14 protein-coding genes are annotated in these 19,911 nt (G+C 56.2%); 4 read left to right on the top strand and 10 right to left on the bottom strand.

The window, feature by feature from the left end; all coding sequences use genetic code 11:
* Window positions 1-6: 6 nt before the first annotated feature.
* The 4 genes from livG to ACE1BR_RS20010 form a co-directional block, all read right to left on the bottom strand.
* The gene (gene livG / locus ACE1BR_RS20025) at window positions 7-780 is read right to left on the bottom strand and encodes a high-affinity branched-chain amino acid ABC transporter ATP-binding protein LivG (RefSeq protein WP_374873381.1); all 774 of its coding nucleotides are present in this window, start codon (window positions 778-780) and stop codon (window positions 7-9) included.
* Window positions 777-2,045 carry a high-affinity branched-chain amino acid ABC transporter permease LivM gene (locus ACE1BR_RS20020; protein ID WP_163129674.1) on the bottom strand — a complete coding sequence of 423 codons (1,269 nt, stop codon included), beginning with the start codon at window positions 2,043-2,045 and terminating at the stop codon, window positions 777-779. The genes livG and ACE1BR_RS20020 overlap by 4 nt, the downstream gene beginning before the upstream one ends.
* Window positions 2,045-2,971 (bottom strand): high-affinity branched-chain amino acid ABC transporter permease LivH, encoded by a 927-nt coding sequence (livH, locus tag ACE1BR_RS20015; protein WP_350237445.1) that lies wholly within the window; start codon window positions 2,969-2,971, stop codon window positions 2,045-2,047. The genes ACE1BR_RS20020 and livH overlap by 1 nt, the downstream gene beginning before the upstream one ends.
* A gap of 66 nt (window positions 2,972-3,037) precedes the next feature.
* On the bottom strand, window positions 3,038-4,159 hold the full coding sequence (locus ACE1BR_RS20010) for a branched-chain amino acid ABC transporter substrate-binding protein (RefSeq protein WP_374873378.1): 1,122 nt from the start codon (window positions 4,157-4,159) through the stop codon (window positions 3,038-3,040).
* Window positions 4,160-4,593: 434 nt separating this feature from the next.
* On the opposite strand from ACE1BR_RS20010, the gene ACE1BR_RS20005 reads away from it, so the two are divergent.
* Complete coding sequence (locus ACE1BR_RS20005; protein WP_374873376.1) at window positions 4,594-5,598, top strand: substrate-binding domain-containing protein; 1,005 nt, start codon at window positions 4,594-4,596, stop codon at window positions 5,596-5,598.
* A 69-nt stretch (window positions 5,599-5,667) separates the two neighbouring features.
* On the opposite strand, the gene ACE1BR_RS20000 is transcribed toward ACE1BR_RS20005, so the two are convergent.
* Window positions 5,668-6,993, bottom strand: coding sequence for a 6-phospho-alpha-glucosidase (locus tag ACE1BR_RS20000; protein ID WP_374873374.1), 1,326 nt, complete (start codon window positions 6,991-6,993; stop codon window positions 5,668-5,670).
* Entirely contained in the window at window positions 6,990-8,579 is a 1,590-nt protein-coding gene (locus tag ACE1BR_RS19995; protein WP_374873372.1) for an alpha-glucoside-specific PTS transporter subunit IIBC, read from the bottom strand. Before ACE1BR_RS19995 ends, ACE1BR_RS20000 begins: the two co-directional genes overlap by 4 nt.
* Before the next feature lie 282 nt (window positions 8,580-8,861).
* On the opposite strand from ACE1BR_RS19995, the gene ACE1BR_RS19990 reads away from it, so the two are divergent.
* From ACE1BR_RS19990 to ACE1BR_RS19980, 3 genes are all read left to right on the top strand, one after another.
* Window positions 8,862-9,569 carry a GntR family transcriptional regulator gene (locus ACE1BR_RS19990; protein WP_374873370.1) on the top strand — a complete coding sequence of 236 codons (708 nt, stop codon included), beginning with the start codon at window positions 8,862-8,864 and terminating at the stop codon, window positions 9,567-9,569.
* Window positions 9,570-9,814: 245 nt separating this feature from the next.
* Window positions 9,815-11,032 (top strand): 4Fe-4S binding protein, encoded by a 1,218-nt coding sequence (locus ACE1BR_RS19985; protein ID WP_374873368.1) that lies wholly within the window; start codon window positions 9,815-9,817, stop codon window positions 11,030-11,032.
* Between the two features lie 146 nt (window positions 11,033-11,178).
* Complete coding sequence (locus tag ACE1BR_RS19980) at window positions 11,179-13,446, top strand: methyl-accepting chemotaxis protein (RefSeq protein WP_374873366.1); 2,268 nt, start codon at window positions 11,179-11,181, stop codon at window positions 13,444-13,446.
* A 147-nt stretch (window positions 13,447-13,593) separates the two neighbouring features.
* Here the strand turns inward: ACE1BR_RS19980 and ACE1BR_RS19975 are convergent, their stop codons facing one another.
* From ACE1BR_RS19975 to glyQ, 4 genes are all read right to left on the bottom strand, one after another.
* Window positions 13,594-14,481, bottom strand: coding sequence for an endonuclease/exonuclease/phosphatase family protein (locus ACE1BR_RS19975; protein WP_374873364.1), 888 nt, complete (start codon window positions 14,479-14,481; stop codon window positions 13,594-13,596).
* 913 nt (window positions 14,482-15,394) lie between these two features.
* The gene (locus ACE1BR_RS19970) at window positions 15,395-16,591 is read right to left on the bottom strand and encodes a hypothetical protein (protein WP_374873362.1); all 1,197 of its coding nucleotides are present in this window, start codon (window positions 16,589-16,591) and stop codon (window positions 15,395-15,397) included.
* A 112-nt stretch (window positions 16,592-16,703) separates the two neighbouring features.
* Complete coding sequence (gene glyS, locus ACE1BR_RS19965) at window positions 16,704-18,773, bottom strand: glycine--tRNA ligase subunit beta (RefSeq protein WP_374873360.1); 2,070 nt, start codon at window positions 18,771-18,773, stop codon at window positions 16,704-16,706.
* Between the two features lie 9 nt (window positions 18,774-18,782).
* Window positions 18,783-19,706, bottom strand: a complete 924-nt coding sequence (glyQ, locus tag ACE1BR_RS19960; RefSeq protein WP_005339464.1) for a glycine--tRNA ligase subunit alpha — start codon at window positions 19,704-19,706, stop codon at window positions 18,783-18,785.
* Between the last annotated feature and the right edge of the window lie 205 nt (window positions 19,707-19,911).

Raw genomic sequence — 19,911 nt, 5'->3', positions numbered from 1 at the left:
TTGTCCTTACGACTCGCCCAGATAGGCCTTGATCACTGCCGGGTTGTTGCGGATCTCATCCGGCTTGCCGTGGGCCAGCGGGGTGCCCTGGCTGACCACGAAGATGCGGTTGGAGATACCCATCACCAGCTTCATATCGTGTTCGATCAGCAGCACCGAGACCCCGAATTCGTCCCGCAGGCTCATGATCAGCTCGTCCAGCTCGTCGGTTTCCTTCGGGTTGAGACCGGCAGCCGGTTCATCCAGCATCAGCAGCTCGGGCCGGGTTGCCATGCAGCGGGCGATCTCTAGGCGGCGCTGCTGGCCGTAGGCCAGATTACCGGCGGCGCGGTTGGCCAGATCCTTGAGCCCCACTTTATCCAGCCAGAAGGCAGCCAGCTCCAGCCCCTCCTGCTCGGCACGGCGAAAGGCCGGGGTCTTGAACAGACCGGCGATAAAGCTGGTGTTGAGGTGCTGGTGCTGGGCAACCAGCAGGTTCTCCACCGCCGTCATCTCCTTGAACAACCGCACATGCTGGAAGGTACGCACTATTCCCTTGCGGGCGATGAGGTGGCCGGGCAGCCCCTGAATCTCCTCACCCTTGTAGCGGATGGTGCCGCCGCTCGGGCAGTAGAAGCCGGTCAGGCAGTTGAAGATGGTGGTCTTGCCCGCGCCGTTGGGGCCGATGATGGAGATCACCTCGCCCTTGTCGATATCCAGCTTGACCCCGTTGACTGCCAGCAGGCCACCAAAGCGCATCGACAAATCAGAGACTTCCAATAACTTCTGATGAGTACTCATTTCTTCAACTCCAGATGCGGACGGGTCATCGGCAGCAATCCTTGTGGCCGCCAGATCATCATGAACACCATCAAGAGGCCGAACATCAGCATGCGGTACTCGTTAAACTCGCGGGCCAGCTCCGGCAGCACCGTCATCACGATAGCGGCCAATACCACCCCGATCTGGGAGCCCATGCCCCCCAGCACCACAATCGCCAGCACGATGGCCGACTCGATAAAGACGAAAGATTCCGGGCTGATAAAGCCCTGCCGCGAGGCGAAGAAACTCCCTGCGAAACCGGCAAAGGTGGCACCTATGGTGAAGGCGGTCAGCTTGATGATGGTGGGGTTGAGCCCCAGCGATTTGCAGGCGATCTCGTCTTCCCGCAGCGCTTCCCAGGCGCGGCCCAGCGGCATCCGCAGCAGGCGGTTGATGACGAACAGGGTCGCCACTACCAACACCAGCGCCATCAGGTAGAGGAAGATCACCTTGTGGTTGGCGTTGTAGGTAATGCCGAAGAAGTTGTGGAAGGTATCAAAGCCGCCATCCTTGACGGTGCGGTTGAATTCCAGGCCAGCGAGCGTCGGTTTGGGAATGCCGGAGATACCGTTTGGGCCGCCGGTCAGGGTGGTCATATTGTTGAGCAGGATGCGGATGATCTCGCCAAAACCCAGAGTGACGATGGCCAGATAGTCCCCCCGCAGCCGCAATACCGGGAACCCGAGCAGGAAGCCGAAGGTGGCGGCCATCAGTCCGGCGATGGGCAGGCACTCCCAGAAACTGAGCCCGAAGTAGGTGTTGAGCAGGGCATAGCTGTAGGCACCGACCGCATAGAAACCGACATAGCCAAGATCGAGCAGGCCTGCGAGGCCGACCACTACGTTCAGACCCAGCCCCAACATGATGTAGATGAGGGTGAGGGTGGCCAGATCGATGGCGCCGCGAGAGGCCATAAAGGGCCAGCTCACCGCGAACAGCAGCACCAGTACAGCGGTGAGGTTATAGAGCTTGGGCGCCTCTTCCGGGCTCGGCAGCACCAGCTTGGTGAAGCCGACCGAGAAGCCGCTGATGGAGGCCTGAAACAGCTTGGCAATCTGGCCGCGCAGCATCTGGAACCAGAATACGATGGTGGCGCCGCCCAGCAGCCAGGCCAGCGACACATCGAGGCGGCTCACTACCAGCAGGCGGGAGCCATCGGTCTCCAGCTTGAAGCCGAGCAGCCAGAAGGAGAGCACCAGCAGTACCAGGCTGGCGATACAGGCGTGGATAAATTGACGTTTCATCAGACTTTCTCCACTTCCGGACGACCCAGAATGCCAGTGGGCATAAAGAGCAGCACAAAGATGAGCAGGGCAAACGCCATCACATCCTTGTACTCGGTGCTGAGATAACCGGCGGTGAGCGCTTCCACCACGCCGAGCAGCAGGCCGCCCAGCACGGCACCCGGAATGCTGCCGATGCCGCCCAGCACTGCGGCGGTGAAGGCCTTCAGCCCGGCCATAAAGCCGAGGTAGGGGTTGATGACGCCGTAATACATGCCGAGCAGCACCCCGGCCACGGCGGCCAGCGCAGCTCCGAGCACGAAGGTGATGGAGATGACCACGTGGGTGTCGATCCCCAGCAGGTTGGCCATCTTGATATCTTCCGAACAGGCGCGGCAGGCGCGGCCCATGCGGGAGCGGTTGATGAACTGGGTCAGTGCCAGCATGGTGATGAAGGTGATCACGAAGATGATGAGCTGCATATAGGAGAGGCTGGCCTGAAAACCATCCTCGCCTCCCAGGGTCCAGCCACCGGAGATCAGAGTGGGCATGGCGATATCCCGCGAGCCCTGGGCCATCCGCATCATGTTCTGCAAGAAGATCGACATGCCGATGGCGGAGATGAGGGGGATCAGCCGGTTACCGCCGCGCAGCGGCCGGTAGGCGACCCGCTCTATGGTCCAGCCATAGCTGCCGGTGATGATGATGCTGACCAGAAAGGCGCCGCCCAGCAGCAAAACGGTGCTGTCGATACCCATCATCATGAGCCCCGCCATCACCATAAAAGCGACATAGGAGCCGATCATGTAAACCTCGCCGTGGGCGAAGTTGATCATGCCGATGATGCCATAGACCATGGTGTAGCCGATGGCGATCAACGCATAGGTGCTGCCTATGGTTAATCCGTTCAGCAACTGCTGAACGAAATAGAGGAGGTGTTCGGACATACTGCATTCCCTGTACTTGCCCGCAAAGAAGAGGAGGGGCGAGTCACCTCGCCCCCAATCGGCAGATTATTTGAGTTGGCTGGAGGTACCGTCAGCGTGCCACTGGAATACACCGAATTCGAAGCCTTTCAGGTCACCGTTCGGTGCCCAGCTCAGAGGACCCATCACGGTATCGATTGGTGCGGCCTTGATGGCGGCGGCGACGGCAGCCGGATCCTCGTCACCCGCCTTGGCGATACCGGCTGCCAGGGTTTGCACTGCGGCATAGGTGGTCCAGACGAACGGGCCGGAGGAGTCCTGACCCTTGGCCTTGAACGCCGCAACCAGCGGGGCGTTGGCAGGTACCAGATCATATTTGTTCGGCAGGGTCACCAGCAGGCCTTCAGACGCCGGGCCGCCGATGGCGGAGATGTCCTTGTTGCCTACCCCTTCCGGCCCCATGAACTTAGCCTTCAAACCCTTCTCGCCAGCCTGACGCAGGATCAAACCCAGCTCGGGGTGATAGCCGCCGTAGTAGACGAAGTCGACGTTCTCTTTCTGCAACTTGGCGATCAGGGCGGAGAAGTCCTTGTCACCGGCGGTGATCCCTTCAAAGGCCACTACCTTGACGCCCGCCTTGTCCAGCGCCGCTTTCACGCTGGAGGCGATGCCTTCGCCATACTGCTTCTTGTCATGGATAACGGCAACGCGCTTGGGTTTGACCTGCTCGATGATGTACTTGGCGGCGGTCGGCCCCTGATCGCTATCCAGACCGATGGTGCGCAAGGTCAGCTGATAACCGCGCTCGGTGATCTTGGGGTTGGTGGAGGCCGGGGTGACCATCAGGATCCCTTCATCTTCATAGATGTCGGAGGCTGGCAGGGTGTTGTCGGAGCAGAGGTGGCCGACCACAAATTTGACGCCGTCATTCACCACCTTGTTGGCGACTGCTACGGCTTGTTTGGGATCGCAGGCATCGTCATAGACGATCGCTTCGATCTGCTTGCCCTTGATGCCGCCCGCCTTGTTGATCTGCTCGACCGCCATCTTGCCGCCGGTGAACTGCATGTCACCGTACTGGGCAACCGGGCCGGTTAGCGGACCTGCAATGCCGATCTTGATGGTGTCTGCTGCGTGGGCAATGGAGATCGATCCAAACAGAGCCAAAGAAACCGCTGCGCCAACTGTGATTTTGCTCAACTTATGCATTGATTCGTCCCTTAATCAGTGAATTGTTTCATTTCCGTTTACCATTCCGGACCTACATCCCGTGCATCCGGCAATAGGTATGGTTCTATCATTCCTCACGGGGCAATAACAAGCTGTTAAAGATACTAACCAGAGGGGTGGTTAGTGGCTTATTTTGAAACAAATAGCCTGTTATTTTTCACCAATTAGAATTTAATGTTGATTTTGTAAGTTAACATCTTGATAACGCGAGGCGCGGCGGATAAACATCAGAGGATTAATCTGATGATATTTTATCCCGATGATGCTCCCATTTTGCGTTCGAAACGTTTGCGCAAACGAAAGTGAGCGCCTAAATTAGCCAGCATTGACAATTCCGTGGCAGAGCTCGTTAAAACCAAGCCTTTATTCGGGAAATCTGCTAATGTTCCGCCTTTGACAGTCAGGAGACAGAGATGGCCACTATCAAGGATGTCGCCTCGCGCGCAGGCGTATCCATCTCCACCGTCTCACATGTGCTCAACCACACTCGCCGGGTCAGCGAAGACGCGACCCAGAAAGTGATTGAGGCGGTGGCAGAACTCAACTACGCGCCCAACTCGGTAGCGCGCAGTCTTAAAATAAATTCGACCAAAACAATTGGCATGCTGGTGACCACCAGCGTAAACCCCTTCTTCGCAGAAGTGGTGCAAGGGGTGGAAGCGTACTGCTTCGAACAGGGCTACAGCCTGATCCTTTGCAACACCGAAAACCAGCCACCCCGTCAACAGCACTATTTGCGCATGTTGATGGAAAAGCGGGTTGATGGCCTGCTGGTATTGGGGACTGATATCGACACTCCACTGCGCGACATGCTGCGCATCCACAAGAACGTACCGCAGGTGGTACTGGACTGGGGCACGGAGTGCGATTTCGCCAACGTAATCAATGACAATGCCCGGATCGGGGCCCGCATGGCCGTGCGCCATCTGCTGGAGCTGGGGCACCGCGATATCGTCTGCATTACTGGCCATATCGCCAAGCAGACCACTCAGCAACGGCTGGCAGGGGTGCGAGATGCCCTTGGCGAGCAAGGTCTGACCTTGAAAGAGGAGCAGATCTTTGAAGGGGATTACGAGAGCCAGAGCGGTTTCGATGCCATGCAGCGGATCCTTGCCCTGCAGCCTCGTCCGACCGCGGTGTTTGCTTTTGACGATCCCATGGCGATCGGTGCGATTTGCGCCGCCTGGGAGGCCGGGGTCAAGGTGCCGGACGACATCTCCGTCATCGGTTACGACGATGTGGCGATGGCGCGCTTCTCCAGCCCGCCGCTGACCACTATCCGCCACCCGAAGGCCGAACTGGGTCTGCTGGCGGTCAAACAGCTGGTCAGCCGGATCCGTGACAAGGAGCAGGATGTCGAGTCGATGACGGTACAGCCCGAGCTGATTATTCGTCGTTCGGTCAAGTCCCTGCGCTGATCACGCCATGGCAATACCATGAACAAGAAAACCCCCTCGCTAGCGAGGGGGTTTTTGTTTATGGGCAGTTTACTTCAGCTCGGGCCAGTATGCTTTGTTGGCCGCAACCAGGTCATCCAGAATGGCTCTGGCCACCGAGGCGCTCGGTACTGTCTTGGAGAGGGTGATGGCTTGCCACAGCTTCTGGTAAGAGTGTTCGACCCAGGCTTCGACCACCAGTTTCTCGACCGCTACCTGCTGACCCATCATGCCTTGCTGGAACAACGGGATGTTACCCACTTGCAACGGCTCAGGCCCATTGCTGCCCACCAGGCAGGGGATCTCGACCATGGCCTCCGGGTCGAAGTTGGGGATGGCGCCGCGATTGGGAACGATCAGCAGCATCCGCTCCTGGGTGTTGAAGGCGATGGCGGTTGCCAGATCAACGATATAGGAGGCGTGCTCATCGATCTCCAGCTCGCCGGCTGCGGAGTTGCCAGCTGCCACGATGGCGCGGCAGGCGCTGAAGACATGTTTCTCACGGTGCTCCATCACTTCATTGGCGCGAGTGTGCTCCGGGTTGGCGTGGGCAACCACGTAGTCCGGGTAAAGGTAGTACTTCAGATAGGTGTTGGGCAGGGTATCCGGGTCGAGCGCCCACACATCCTTGGCCTTGGCGAAGGTATCGTTCCAGCTTGCTTCTGCACCACTGTCGCTGTTGGCGACATAGCCGTGGCGGGCAACGTGCTCCTTGATCTTCGGCATCAGGTCGTTGCCTGCCAGATCTTCGATGCGGGTCCACCAGCCGAAGTGGTTGAGGCCGTAGTAGCGCACCCGCATCTCTTTGCGGGATGTGAGGCCTGCGATCTGGGCCATGCGTCCCTCGATCCCGATCGGCATGTCGCAGATGTTGAGAATTTTGGCGTTGGGGCGCAGGCGCCGGGTTGCTTCGGCCACGATGGCAGCCGGGTTGGAATAGTTGAGCATCCAGGCATTGGGTGAGTACTGCTCCATATAGTCGACCAGTTCCAGCACCCCGCCGATGGAGCGCATGCCGTAGGCGATACCGCCCGGGCCGCAGGTCTCCTGACCGACCACGCCATGGCGCAGCGGGATCTTCTCGTCCAGCTCGCGCATCGGATATTTGCCAACCCGGATATGGGCCATGACGAAATCTACATCGCTAAAAGCAGCTTTGGGGTCGGTACCGTAGCTGAAGGCGATCTCGGGGGCCTTCTCTTTCAGCAGAATTCTGCAGGCTTCGGCGATGATCTCCTGACGGGCACCATCGTTGTCGTAGAATTTGATCTCCTTGAGCGGGAAGCGATGCTGATTTTCCAGCAACATCAGAACGATACCAGGAGTAAAAGTGCTGCCACCACCGGCAATGACTACAGAGAATTTTTTCATGATCATGACTCCATTACTAAAGATGATTGTTGATGACTGTTGTTCATAATCGATTCCATATTTTCACGTACCTGAGGTACATGCAGACCGATAATTACCTGGATACTATCGCCATGGCGGACGACACCATGGGCACCCAATTTCATAAATTCCTCATCTGCTGCTGCCAGCTTGCTGTTAACCAGCGAAATTCTTAACCGGGTGGCGCAATTATTCAGGCTGCGTATATTTTTGACTCCGCCAAGCGCCTCGATAATTTGTGCTGCGCTATCACTACCATGCTGTTTTTTGGCTGCCTGATAATCAGCTTTTGAATAAAGCTTTATTTCACTGTCTTCCCGCCCAGGGGTTTTAAGATTGAGCCGGATAATAAGTGCGCGAAATACCAGGAACCAGATGCCAGTAAAGACCAATCCGATAGCGATCTGGGTGAACATCATTCCTGCATGATTGTGGAACATGGGTATCCAGTTCTGTGGCAGGAACTGGTCGAGCAGACCCCCGCCCATATTGCCGACCACGCCAAACAGGTACATCACCGTCGACATGGTGGCTGCCAGCAGGGCGTGGATGGCAAATAGCAGCGGCGAGATAAACAGGAAGGTGAACTCCAGTGGCTCGGTAATGCCTACCAGAATGGCGGTCAGGGTGGCCGGGATCAGCAGGCCTGCCACCTTGGCCTTGTTCTCTTTGGCGGCAGTGGCGTAGATGGCCAGGGCAATACCCATGGCACCAAAAATCTTCGAATTGCCATGGAGGGCAAAGCCACCCTGAGGGAACTGCTCAATCAGCGGGCGAGTGCTCTGGCTGAACTCCAGCATGTGTTGTGCCCAGTAGAGCTGAATGCCACCTTCTACTGCTGCAGGGCCAAAGATAAAGGGGCCGTAGATAAAGTGATGCAGGCCGGTCGGGATCAAAATTCGCTCGAGGAAGGTGTATACCCAGACCCCGACCGGACCGGAGACCAGCATGAAATTCTGCAGGGAGGCGATGCCCATCTGTACTTTTGGCCAGCCGAGCAGGGTCAGCCAGGCACAGGGGATCATCACGAAGAAGGCGACGATGGTGACAAAGGAGCTGCCCTGAAAGATGCCGAGAAAGACCGGCAGCTGGCGATCAAACAGACGGTTGTGCAGGGCAGTGACGATGCCGGAGATGACGATGGCACCTATGATGCTGGTATCCAGGGTCTTGATCCCCGCCACCATGGCGAGGCCACTTTCACCACCCACATCCTGACTGAAGTCGACTCCGAAATAACTGCCCCAGGTCATTCCCATGGCGTTGATAAAATAGTTCCAGGTCATGAAACTGACCAATACAGCCAGACACGCTCTGGCTTGTGCCTTATTTGCCAGACCGATTGGCAGGCCAATTGCAAATATTAGCGGCATATTTCTGAATACTGTCCAGCCACCCTCTTCAATAATATGGATGATCTGGAAAAACAATCCTTGTGGGTTTGCCAGTGATTCACCGACAAACATCGGGTTTTTCAGCATAATGGCAATGCCTACTACCATACCTGCAAATGGAAAAAGCAGGACAGGAGTGAACATTGCTCCGCCAAAACGTTGAATTTGACTGAGCATATATTGTCCCTTGGTTGAAATAATTAATCTAATCTTTGCCGGTGTTGCCAGATGCAAATTAACAACGAAAAAAAGAGAGCTCATGAAATATCTTGGAAATATGTGATCTGACGCATGCGGTTATTTAGACAAAGATGTCCAACTTTTGAGATATTATTGTACCTCTTTGTTTTGTGATGTTTATGCAGCTTTTGTTGAAAGTTAACTCATTGTTTTTATGTTATTTTGCTACGTTTTTCAAAATGAGGTAGCTGGTATTGCTACCACAGGAGATGTCTAGCAGTGATCTATAAATCGGTAGCCGATCGACTCAGGATCAGGGTAAATGAGGCCGAGTGTCGGGTAGGGGATGTGTTGCCGGGCGAAAAAGCATTGGCAGAACAGTATGGCGTTTCCCGTATGACCATCCGAAAAGCGTTGGACATGTTGATCGAATGGGGACTAGTGGAGCGGCGTCACGGCAGCGGCACTTATGTGACGAAAAAGGATGTCCAGCATGAAACCAAAGGGTTATGTGGTTTTACCGAACTGATGCGTTCGCAGGGTCGCACCTTGACCAGCGAGGTGCTGGAGTTTCGCACCATGCCAGCTCCGCCTGCCATCGCCAGTCAGCTCAGGATCAAGGTGAACGAGCCGGTCTATTTCTCCAACCGCGTGCGTTCGGTTGATGGTCGGGCCCTGCTCGTGGAGGAGAGCTACATGCCGGTGCGGTTGTTTCGCACTCTATCGGTGGCTCATCTGGAGGGCTCCAAGTTTGCCTACATCGAGAATGAGTGCCAGCTCCCCATTGCAGGCAACTACGAAAGTTTCAGCGCCGTGCTGGCCGATAGGCGGATGGCCGAGTTGCTGCATATCGAACAGGGTGCCCCCATCCTGCGACTCACCTCCCTTTCATACGGCGAGAACGGCGAGTTTCTCAACTACTCCATCATGTTTCGCAATGCCAACGACTATCACGTGGATTACCACCTGCGTCGGGCCCGCAGCTAGCTAGCGTGACTGGCAGATGAGTTGGTCCTGTGGTTTAACGCGGGCAGACCCCTCACACCGCTTTGATGATGAGCAGGCCGAGTCTGTGCAACAGTCATAAGGAGTCCTGCTCAACAATAGCGACAGATAAACCTGTCGGGGCTATGGCCGCGAATGTCTCCTTCTGCCCATGCAGATCAAAATAATCAACTCAGATGTTAGTTATCCTTGCCCCGTCAGTTCTGGATGGGGGCAGTGAGGGAAACATGAGTGTGATCGAAGCCGTGACCATGGCCGCAGGCCTGGCTTATCTGGTTCTGTTGGCGTGGCAGGCGCGATCCGGCTGGTCGTGGTGCCTTGCCCTCGGTCTGCTGCTTATGGTCTGGTTGCTGGCGGCAGATAGTCTGCTCTGGCTTGGTCTGGGGCTGGTGGCTGCGGCGCTTGTTCTGTGGCAACGGGGTAGGCCGTTGCCTGACCTCGGCGAGATCAACAGCCAGTGGTTACGGGGGCGGACGCGGCACCTGTTGTTGCTCTGCTGGGGCTTGGTGACGGCCCAATATGCTCTGCATATCTGGCAATTGGGGCAGGGGATGACTCCCTGGCTGGTGCGTCCCGACGTGGTGGACGGTTTCTTGCCCATTGCTGGCGGGCTTGGGCTGCGGGCCTGGTTCGGCCAGGGATTGGTGGATCCCCACCATCCGGCGGCGACCATCACTGTGCTGGCACTCTCCCTGTCGGCCCTGCTGCTGGGGCGGGCGTTCTGTGCCTGGTTCTGTCCGCTTGGTCTGGTGGGAGAGTGGCTGCACTGCCTGCGCAGTCGCTGGATTACGGGGGAGTGGCTGCCGCCGCGCTGGCTGGATAGGTTGCTGCGTGCCCAGAAGTTTCTGGTACTTGGTTTTCTGCTCTTCATTATTGTGCTGGCGGTGCCCTCCACCGCCCTGCCCGGTTACTTCACCAGCCCCTATCATCAGGCGGCAGATATGAAGATGGGCGCCTTCTTCTTCAACCTGACCCTGATCTCCGGCCTGTGCCTCGGTTGGGTGCTGCTGCTCACCGCCGTCTTCCGGCAGGGCTTCTGCCGTTATCTCTGCCCCTATGGCGCCTGGCTCGCCTTGTTGGGCTTGCTGACGCCTCTGCGTATACGCCGTGACCCGGCCCGTTGCCTGCGCAGTGCGGGCCACGACTGCGACAAGTGCAGCCGTGCTTGTCCGTCGCACATTCAGGTGCATCAGCTTATCGCGGTGCGCAACCCGGAGTGCACCAGTTGCCTGAGCTGTGTCGCCGCCTGCCCCAAGCGGGCCGATGCGTTGCACCTTGGTAGCAAGACGCACAGGCTCGCGCCGAACCGTTTGCTGGGGCTGCTCTGTCTGATGCTGCTGGTGTTGCCGCTGCTTGCTTATGGTCTGCTGGATATCTGGGTCAGCCAGACTCCGCTGGCGGTGCGGGCCCACCTGCTGCAACTGCTGCCGCAGTTGACCCATTGAGCGGGTTGCAAGGGGGAATTGTGAGCAGGCTCCGGTTTAGTCTGCTGATGGCTTGATCAATATCAACAAAGACATAAGTTCTGATGGACTCCCATTTTAACCGTTCCATCCTGTAAGTTGGGTATGACTATCAAGGATGGTGTCTTATGTTCCCCCCTCGCAAGCTGGGTCACCAGATCACGCTGCTGGCGATCAGCGGCATCGTATTGCTGGCCGTCGTGCTGCTCACTTTCAACCTGTTCGAAAACCGTCAGCGAGCCGTCGTGGCCGAGCAGACTGCGCTGCAAACCGAACTGCAAAATATCGAATCGGTGATCCGCAATGCCAGCCATGAGACGGTGCTGGCGGCCACCCTGATTGCGCAGCGCCCGGATGCCGCCAAAGCCGTGGCCGACAAGGATTGGCAAACCCTCGCCAGCCTGTTCGATCCGCTCTGGCCAGCCCTCAAGGCGCAGGGGATCCAGCAGTTCCACTTCCACCTGCCGCCAGCAACCTCCCTCTATCGGGTGCACAAGCCCGCAAACCATGGCGATGATCTCTCTGCCACCCGGTTGGCGGTGGTGGAGGTGAACCGCAACCACCAGCCGGTGGGCGGGCTGGAGACAGGCCAGGGTGGTACCGGGATCCGTGGCGTGGTGCCGGTGACTTTCAACGGTCAGCCGGTCGGTTCGGTGGAGTTTGGCCGCGCCCTCGATGCTTCGCTGTTTGCCGATCTGCTGGGTCAGGACAGTCGTCTCGCCATCTATCTGTTTGAACAGGGCAAACCCGTGATGCTGACCGGTACATCCATGCTCGTCGAGTCGGCGGACTGGTATCAGGAGGTGCTGGCAGGAGAGAGCCGCTTCACCACCAGCAAGCAGCAGGGGCGCGATTTTCTGGTGATGGTGGCGCCGCTGCGCGACTTCTCCGGCAAGGCGGTCGGGGTCATCGAGCTGGCCCGGGATCACAGCGAGGTTGCCGCCGCACTGGCGCGCCAGAACTGGCAGATGGTGATGATTGCCCTGCTCGGTACGGCCTTGATCGCGGTGGCGCTGGTGTTGCTGCTGGGACGCCTTAACCGCCCGCTGCAGGAGAGCGTCAAAGCGCTGGAGGCGCTGGCCAATGGTTCGGGCGATCTGAGCAGTACGTTGCCGGTGGCCGGGCCGGAGGAGACTCGCCGTCTCGGCATTGCCTTCAACGCCTTTGTCGGCAAGATCCGTGACACCATCAGCCAGTTGACCGCCACCCTGGGCGAACTGGCGGGCGAGAGCGAACGGCTGTCGCGCAGTGCAGCGGGCAACCTTGGCAGCATGACGCGTCAGCAGGAGCAGACCACCCAGCTCGCAACCGCCATGAGCGAGATGACCAGCACGGTGCACGAGGTAGCCAACAACACGGCGCAGGCTGCCGAAGCAGCCAGCGAGGCGGATACTCAGGCCGTCACTGGCGACGGAGTGGTGCAGCAGAGCGTCACCATGATCGAGCAGCTGGCCGATGAGATCGCCAGCGCAGGCAGCACGGTGCAGGAGGTCGCCAGAGCCAGCGAGCAGATCGGCTCGGTGCTGGCGGTGATCCAGTCCATTGCGGAGCAGACCAACCTGCTGGCGCTCAACGCCGCCATCGAGGCGGCCCGGGCCGGTGAGCAGGGGCGCGGTTTTGCGGTGGTGGCCGATGAGGTGCGCTCGCTGGCGGGGCGTACCCAGCACTCCACTGCCGAGATCCGCAGCACTATCGAGCAACTGCAACGGGCTGTTACCAACACGGTGACCATGATCGAGCACAGTGTGCAGCAGGCGGGAGGGTCGGTCGAGCGGGCCAATCAGGCAGGGGAAGCGCTCGGCCGGATCAAGGGGGCAGTCAACCGCATTCGCGACATGAATGCCCAGATTGCCACTGCTTCGGAGGAGCAATCCTCGGTGAGCGACGAGATCACCCGTAACATCGTTGGTGTCCACGAGATCTCCCAGGCCACCACGCTGGTGGCGCGGGATACCGCCCAGATTGCCAGCCATGTGGCTACCCTGGTCGACAAGCTGGGGGAGCTGGCGGGTCAGTTTCACGATGGCGCCAACCTGAAGATGGTGCTGAGCCGTGCCCGCGCCGCCCACATGGGCTGGAAGACCAGGGTGCGTGCCTATCTCGACGGACAGGAGGGGTTATCCCGCAGCGAAGCCGTCAGCGACAAGGAGTGCCGCCTTGGCCGCTGGTACTTTAGCGAAGGGGCCGCATGCTGTGGCGACCATCCTGCTTTCAAGGCGATCGCCGCGCCCCATGCCAGATTGCATCAGGTGATCCAGCAGATCATCGAACTCAAGAGCCAGCATAAACACGAAGAGGCGGAGGCCCTCTATCGGGAGATTGAACAGAACTCCGAACGGGTGGTGGGCTGTATCGATCAACTGATGACGCAGATGACCAGTGCAGAACGTCTCTGATTCTCTGGCTAGGTCAAAAAGCAGCAGGGCTGGCAAGAGGAGGAGTGTTACAGCCCCGAGCGTATTTTTTCACTCGGGGCTGGGGGCGTGATAGCCAAAGAGATCATGCTATCAAACGCAAAAAGCGGCAGGAATTGACCAGCGCAATTATTGCTCGGTTAATTGCAGCGTAGCCATAATTGGCAAATGGTCACTGACGGTTGGCCAATTGACCCCAGCATAAACACCGGTCTTGGCTGGAATGGTGACATTTTTGATATTCCAGCGTTGTGCATTGCTGGTGAAGATATAGTCTACCCCGATTTCAGGGTTATTGGCTGGCCATGTACGATGATCCCGATTCAGTGGGGTGATCGAGTTCCAGTATTTTGTTACTTCCTTGATGCTTGCTGTCTCTGGCGTGTCATTGAAGTCACCCATAAGCACTTTTATACCGCGAATTTCAATTGTCCGGTCATTAAGCTCCTGGATCTGGCCGATCCGCATTTCCGGATTCTCTTTGGTATCCAGGTGGGTGTTGATCGCGGTAATGGGGGCAGGGAAGCCCGGTACGGAAACTTCGGTGATCAGCGCTATCCGTTGCTCTCTGTTACCAGATGGCAGCTGTACAATTTCTTTGGTTGCTATGGGATATTTTGACAAGAATGCCAAGCCATATTTACCGCCATCAAAATCAATTGCTGCACCAAACACACCATTCATACCGGTGAGTTTTTTTAATTCAGCCAGGTGATCGATATTGCCACTGCGCTTTGTGAGTTGGTCAACTTCCTGCAAAGCAACAATATCTGCTGAGCTAGCCTTTATTGCTGCTGCAATAGCACTGATATTTGACACTTTTGCCGCACCAATATTGAACGTGGCAACAGTAATGGATGGGCCTCTATTTTGTGCAAACACCTTGTTGGGTAACCCGTTCATGGCGCTGGCCACTTCACGGCTGTTCTGGTTGTTGTTGGCACGTCCATCCTGAGCATTGGCACAGAGTGGAAGTGTTAGCGCTCCAATGAAAAAAAGACTGTATAGTTTGTTCATAAATATCTCTATGGAAAATGCTGTCTTCTACGTGATGTTTATATCGACAACAGAATGCTTTTGCGGCGGTGTTTATATTCAACCTCTGATTTTCATACACTAAATTCTCGCTGAGAATTAACCAAGGCTTTTTTGCTGTTATTGTGATACGGCCCACTATTCATGATATTTACCTGTCCCACTATTAAGCTGTTATTTATAAATTAAATAAGAGCGGCATGATTGGTGCGGGCCATAGCTGATCAGCGTCAGGCAGATGCACCACAAGCTACCGTTTTCTGTGGGTGTTATGAGCTCCGCGTAATCGGACGATCGAGTGGCCTTGGTTGCGGTTGTTGCCGTGCAACAGGGGCGGCCAGCCGGAGGGGCAATTTGGCTGGCCGTTATAGCGAGAGAATCCATTTACGCGAACGTCCGATTACGCCTGACGGCTAATCGAACCTACGACCCGATGCACCAAACGTTACCCCGTTTTCTGCAAGATATGCGGCAAGGGCGGGTAAGGGGTGTTCCGCTTGTTTGCCAGAGATCGGGCGATGCCCCGCTGGCACCCGTTATCGCCGCGGGTGGCCGCCAACTCAGCCAAGGTAGTAGGTATAAACAGAATTTATGGGTTTTCGGATAATGACCAAATTTTTACTTATGCATGCTTGTAGTGTGCCCTGATGCCGCAGTTTGGCCCGTCCACCGCCCGCAAAGGGCAATGGCCGATCTTAATCAATAGGTATGCCGCGCCAGCCAAAGCCCTGTAGGTTCGATTAGCGCAGCGTAATCGGACGAACGAGAGGCTTTGGTTGCGGTTGTTGCCGTGACGCAGGGGCGGCCAGCCGGAGGGGGAAATTCGGCTGGCTGTTATGGTGGGAGAATCGATTTACGCGAACGTCCGATTATGCCTGACGGCTAATTGAACGGACTATGAATTTATATTTGGTTGAGACATTGAGCTTCTTAATAGATACCCAGTGAATTCATGAATATTTAAATAATAATATGGAAACCCTATGTTATACGATTTCCCTTCTAGCAACAGTGGTTTTGAGCCCATTGTGTTTGATTTTGTCAATGACTCTCCCATATGAACAAATTTAGACCTGTCATTATAAAGGTCTTTCATCGCAGTCATCACTGATTTTTTATTTAACGAATGTATTTTTACAAAGTCATTAAATTTGTTTGTTATTTTACGTTGGGTTTTATCAATTGGAGCACCACAGTTATTACATGCAACCGTAATGGTTTTTTCAGTAGTGTCTAATAGAGATTCTATCGCAGATACATATCCTAAAAGCTCGTACTGAATCTTAAATAAATTATGTATACGGTCATGCTCAACCTCATGTCTTAACTTGATGGATTCTGCAAATCTCAGAGCTGAGTTCTTACATTTATCATCTCTTATTATTGCTGAAATTATTTTGTGAGCCTCGTTCGGTAAATATAACTTATCATTTTTTATTATTTCGTCAGCATCAACAAAACCATCCTTATCAATAAAGTAGTTTTCTTTTGTGGTGTTGTTGTCGATATCTGTGCAGTATATTTTATTGTTTGGTTCATATTCGAATAGGTGTTGTGTTACTAGAGTGAATATCGCACAGGTGAGCTTTACTCTCTCCAATATGTACATGTCTAATTGGGACTTTGATATGTATTCTACAGAGAAATAAAAATATAGAACACCATTTATACTAGTTATCCCAAGATTAGATTCAGGGAAAAAGTAGTCACATCCAAAGTGGTATTTAGATCTCACAGGGAAATAAATTCTCCTTGCATTTATTACGGTGTGCAGATCTATTTTGTTAGCATCTTTAATTATATCTGCGATCGCTTTTTCATGATCACCGTTTATAGATGTGTTCTCATACGTAACATCAAGAACTACCTTGTAAATTCCTTTGTTTGTATGGTTGTAAAATTGCATGCTAGCAGAGAATGGTAATGTTCTATGCGCCCAATTAACATCGTATATATAGACTTGAGGGTCGCCTGTTTCAATATAAAAGTGTTGGCATGCAACAGGTCCGATTTCTTTAGAGAATCTATCCCAAAGAAACTCTAAAAAATCATTCACGTTGATCTTTTTGATATTGAGAGGTATATCTATCATAAAATAGAACTCTAAACTTAACCAGTTGAATAAATTACGTATTTAGATGTGTATGGTCAATTAAAAAGGCGCCTATCGGCGCCTTTCTTGATCTCAATCCCAAACTTCGTTTTTACTGCAGCAGGGAGATATCCGCGACTTGCAGGAACAGGTTGCGCAGGTTGTTCAGCAGCGCCAGACGGTTGGCCTTGAGGGCTTCGTCATCGGCCATCACCATCACCTCGTTGAAGAAGGTGTCGACCGGCTCGCGCAGGGCGGCCAGACGGGTGAGGGCAGCCTGATAGTCACCGGCAGCGAACAGCGGGGCCAGTTCGGCTTGCAGTTCGGCAACCTGGGTGGCCAGCGCCTTCTCGGCGGCATCGACCAGCAGTTCCGGTTTGACGGCAGTCGGCAGTTCGCCTTCGACCTTGGCCAGAATGTTGCTCACGCGCTTGTTGGCGGCAGCCAGTGCCAGTGCGGCATCCAGCGTGCGGAAGTGGCTGACGGCCTTGACGCGGCGATCGAAGTCGAGCGGACGGGTCGGGCGGCGGGCCAGCACGGCCAGTACCACGTCGGCACCGATGCCTTCGTCCTGATAGGCGGCGCGGAAGCGGCCCAGCATAAAGTCGACCACGTCGGTGACGACGGTTTTGTTGGTCAGCTTGTCGCCGTAGACGCGTACCGCTTCTTCCACCAGTTCAACCAGGTCCAGATCCAGCTGCTTCTCGGTCATGATGCGCAGGGCACCGATGGCGGCGCGACGCAGGGCGAACGGGTCCTTGTCACCCTTCGGCAGCATGCCGATGCCGAAGATACCGGCCAGGGTGTCGAACTTGTCGGCCAGCGCGACGGCGCAGGCAACCAGACCAGACGGCAGGGCATCACCGGCAAAGCGCGGCATGTACTGCTCGTTGAGGGCCACGGCCACTGCTTCGTCTTCGCCATCGTGACGGGCGTAGTGCATCCCCATGACACCCTGGGTGTCGGTGAACTCGCCGACCATGTTGGTCATCAAGTCACACTTGGAGAGCAGACCGGCACGCTTGGCCTGAGCCACGTCGGCACCGATACGCTCGGCGATAAAGCCGGCGACGGTCTCGATGCGCTCGACCTTGGCCTTGACGGTGCCCAGCTGTTGCTGGAACAGCACGGTTTCAAGGCGCGGCAGGCGGGAGGCCAGGGTTTGCTTGAGGTCGGTCTTGAAGAAGAACTCGGCGTCAGAGAGACGGGGGCGAACCACCTTCTCGTTGCCGCTGATGATCTGGCTCGGGTCTTTGGACTCGATGTTGGTGACGAAGATGAACTTCGGCAGCAGCTTGCCGTTCTTGTCGTAGACCGGGAAGTACTTCTGGTCACCCTTCATGGTGTGAACCAGTGCTTCGGCCGGCACGGCCAGGAACTTCTCTTCGAAGTTGGCGGTCAGCACCACCGGCCACTCGACCAGTGCGGTGACCTCTTCCAGCAGGGCGTCGTCCAGATCGGCAACGCCACCGAAGGCGGCAGCGGCCGCTTCGGCGTCAGCCTTGATCTTGGCCTTGCGCGCCATGAAGTCGGCAATCACCATGCCGCGCTCCTGCAGGATCTGCGGGTACTGGCTGGCGTTGTCGATGGTGAATTCGCTCTCGCCCATAAAGCGGTGACCGCGAAGGGTGCGGGCAGAGTCGATACCCAGAATGGTGGCGGGAACCAGCTCGCCATCCAGCAGCAGGGTCACGGTGAAGACCGGACGCACGAACTGGATGGTTTTGTCGCCCCAGCGCATCATTTTCGGGATCGGCAGCTTGGCCAGCGCAGAGGCAACCAGCTCGCCCAGCAGATCTTTGGCCGGACGGCCTTCGACCTTGGCGGTGTGAACCAGCCACTCACCCTTGTCGGTGACCAGACGCTCGGCCTGCTCAACGGTGATGCCGTTGCCACGGGCCCAGCCTTCGGCTGCTTTGGTCGGCTTGCCTTCGGCATCGAACGCCTGAGCTACGGCCGGGCCGCGCTTCTCGACGCTCTTGCTCGGCTGTTCACCGGCCAGCTCGCTCACCTTGAGTGCCAGACGGCGCGGTGAGGCAAACCACTCGACGTCGCCAAAGGCCAGATCGGCCTTGGTCAGTTCGGCTTTGAAGTTGTCGGCAAAGGCTTCGGCCAGGGAGCGCAGGGCTTTGGGCGGCAGCTCAGCAGTACCGATCTCTACCAGAAATGTATGTTGTGCCATGTCCGTTCCTTAACCTTGCTTGTTCTCACTGCGCTGACACATAGGGAAGCCCAGCGCTTCGCGGGAGGCGTAGTATGCCTCTGCCACGGCCTTGGTCAGGGTGCGAATGCGCAGGATGTAGCGCTGACGCTCGGTGACCGAGATGGCCTTGCGGGCATCCAGCAGGTTGAAGGAGTGAGCGGCTTTGAGGATGCGCTCGTAGGCAGGCAGCGGCAGCGGTTTTTCCAGTGCCAGCAGATTCTGGGCTTCCTTCTCGTACTGCTCGAAGCAGTGGAACAGGAACTCCACGTCGGCGTGCTCGAAGTTGTAGGTGGATTGCTCCACTTCGTTCTGGTGGAACACGTCGCCGTAGGTGGTCTTGCCCAGCGGGCCGTCAGACCAGACCAGATCGTAGACGCTGTCCACGCCCTGAATGTACATGGCCAGACGCTCGAGACCATAGGTGATCTCGCCGGTCACCGGCTTGCACTCGAGGCCGCCAACCTGCTGGAAGTAGGTGAACTGGGTCACTTCCATGCCGTTCAGCCACACTTCCCAACCCAGACCCCAGGCACCCAGTGTCGGGTTTTCCCAGTTGTCTTCCACGAAGCGGATGTCGTGGATTTCAGGATCCATGCCCAGCTCTTTCAGGGAGCCCAGATAGAGTTCCTGAATGTTGTCGGGGGAAGGCTTGATGATCACCTGGAACTGGTAGTAGTGCTGCAGGCGGTTGGGGTTTTCACCGTAGCGGCCGTCAGTCGGACGGCGGGACGGTTGCACGTAGGCGCAGGCGATGGGCTCCGGGCCCAGGGCACGCAGACAGGTCATGGGGTGGGAAGTACCGGCACCCACTTCCATATCCAGCGGCTGAATGATGGTACAGCCCTGGCGGGACCAATAGTCCTGCAGCTGCAGGATCAGGCCCTGAAAGGTTTTGACATCGAATTTTTGCATAATTTTTTTCGCGCGAAATGAAAATCAGAGCAAGATTTGCTGAATGTGAACCGAGGGAGTATACCGTCTGGCATGGTCGGATAATAGGCGAAATTGCAGCGGATTCGCGGGATGGTGCTGCGCCCTGGCTGGTCGGGCGGGATGTCCGGTATATGATGTGAGCGATGCCGCCTGCAGAGTAGGCAGGGTCGGGGAGACCGCTGAA

Source organism: Aeromonas sp. MdU4 (assembly GCF_041929505.1).
Lineage (GTDB): Bacteria > Pseudomonadota > Gammaproteobacteria > Enterobacterales > Aeromonadaceae > Aeromonas.
This window is presented reverse-complemented; position numbering and strand designations above follow the sequence as displayed.

Bases quoted from the DNA above. Each gene is read 5' to 3' on its own strand.
- livG (WP_374873381.1), bottom strand. From the start codon at position 780: ATGAGTACTCATCAGAAGTTATTGGAAGTCTCTGATTTGTCGATGCGC.
- ACE1BR_RS20020 (WP_163129674.1), bottom strand. From the start codon at position 2,045: ATGAAACGTCAATTTATCCACGCCTGTATCGCCAGCCTGGTACTGCTG.
- livH (WP_350237445.1), bottom strand. From the start codon at position 2,971: ATGTCCGAACACCTCCTCTATTTCGTTCAGCAGTTGCTGAACGGATTA.
- ACE1BR_RS20010 (WP_374873378.1), bottom strand. From the start codon at position 4,159: ATGCATAAGTTGAGCAAAATCACAGTTGGCGCAGCGGTTTCTTTGGCT.
- ACE1BR_RS20005 (WP_374873376.1), top strand. From the start codon at position 4,594: ATGGCCACTATCAAGGATGTCGCCTCGCGCGCAGGCGTATCCATCTCC.
- ACE1BR_RS20000 (WP_374873374.1), bottom strand. From the start codon at position 6,993: ATGATCATGAAAAAATTCTCTGTAGTCATTGCCGGTGGTGGCAGCACT.
- ACE1BR_RS19995 (WP_374873372.1), bottom strand. From the start codon at position 8,579: ATGCTCAGTCAAATTCAACGTTTTGGCGGAGCAATGTTCACTCCTGTC.
- ACE1BR_RS19985 (WP_374873368.1), top strand. From the start codon at position 9,815: ATGAGTGTGATCGAAGCCGTGACCATGGCCGCAGGCCTGGCTTATCTG.
- ACE1BR_RS19980 (WP_374873366.1), top strand. From the start codon at position 11,179: ATGTTCCCCCCTCGCAAGCTGGGTCACCAGATCACGCTGCTGGCGATC.
- ACE1BR_RS19975 (WP_374873364.1), bottom strand. From the start codon at position 14,481: ATGAACAAACTATACAGTCTTTTTTTCATTGGAGCGCTAACACTTCCA.
- ACE1BR_RS19970 (WP_374873362.1), bottom strand. From the start codon at position 16,591: ATGATAGATATACCTCTCAATATCAAAAAGATCAACGTGAATGATTTT.
- glyS (WP_374873360.1), bottom strand. From the start codon at position 18,773: ATGGCACAACATACATTTCTGGTAGAGATCGGTACTGCTGAGCTGCCG.
- glyQ (WP_005339464.1), bottom strand. From the start codon at position 19,706: ATGCAAAAATTCGATGTCAAAACCTTTCAGGGCCTGATCCTGCAGCTG.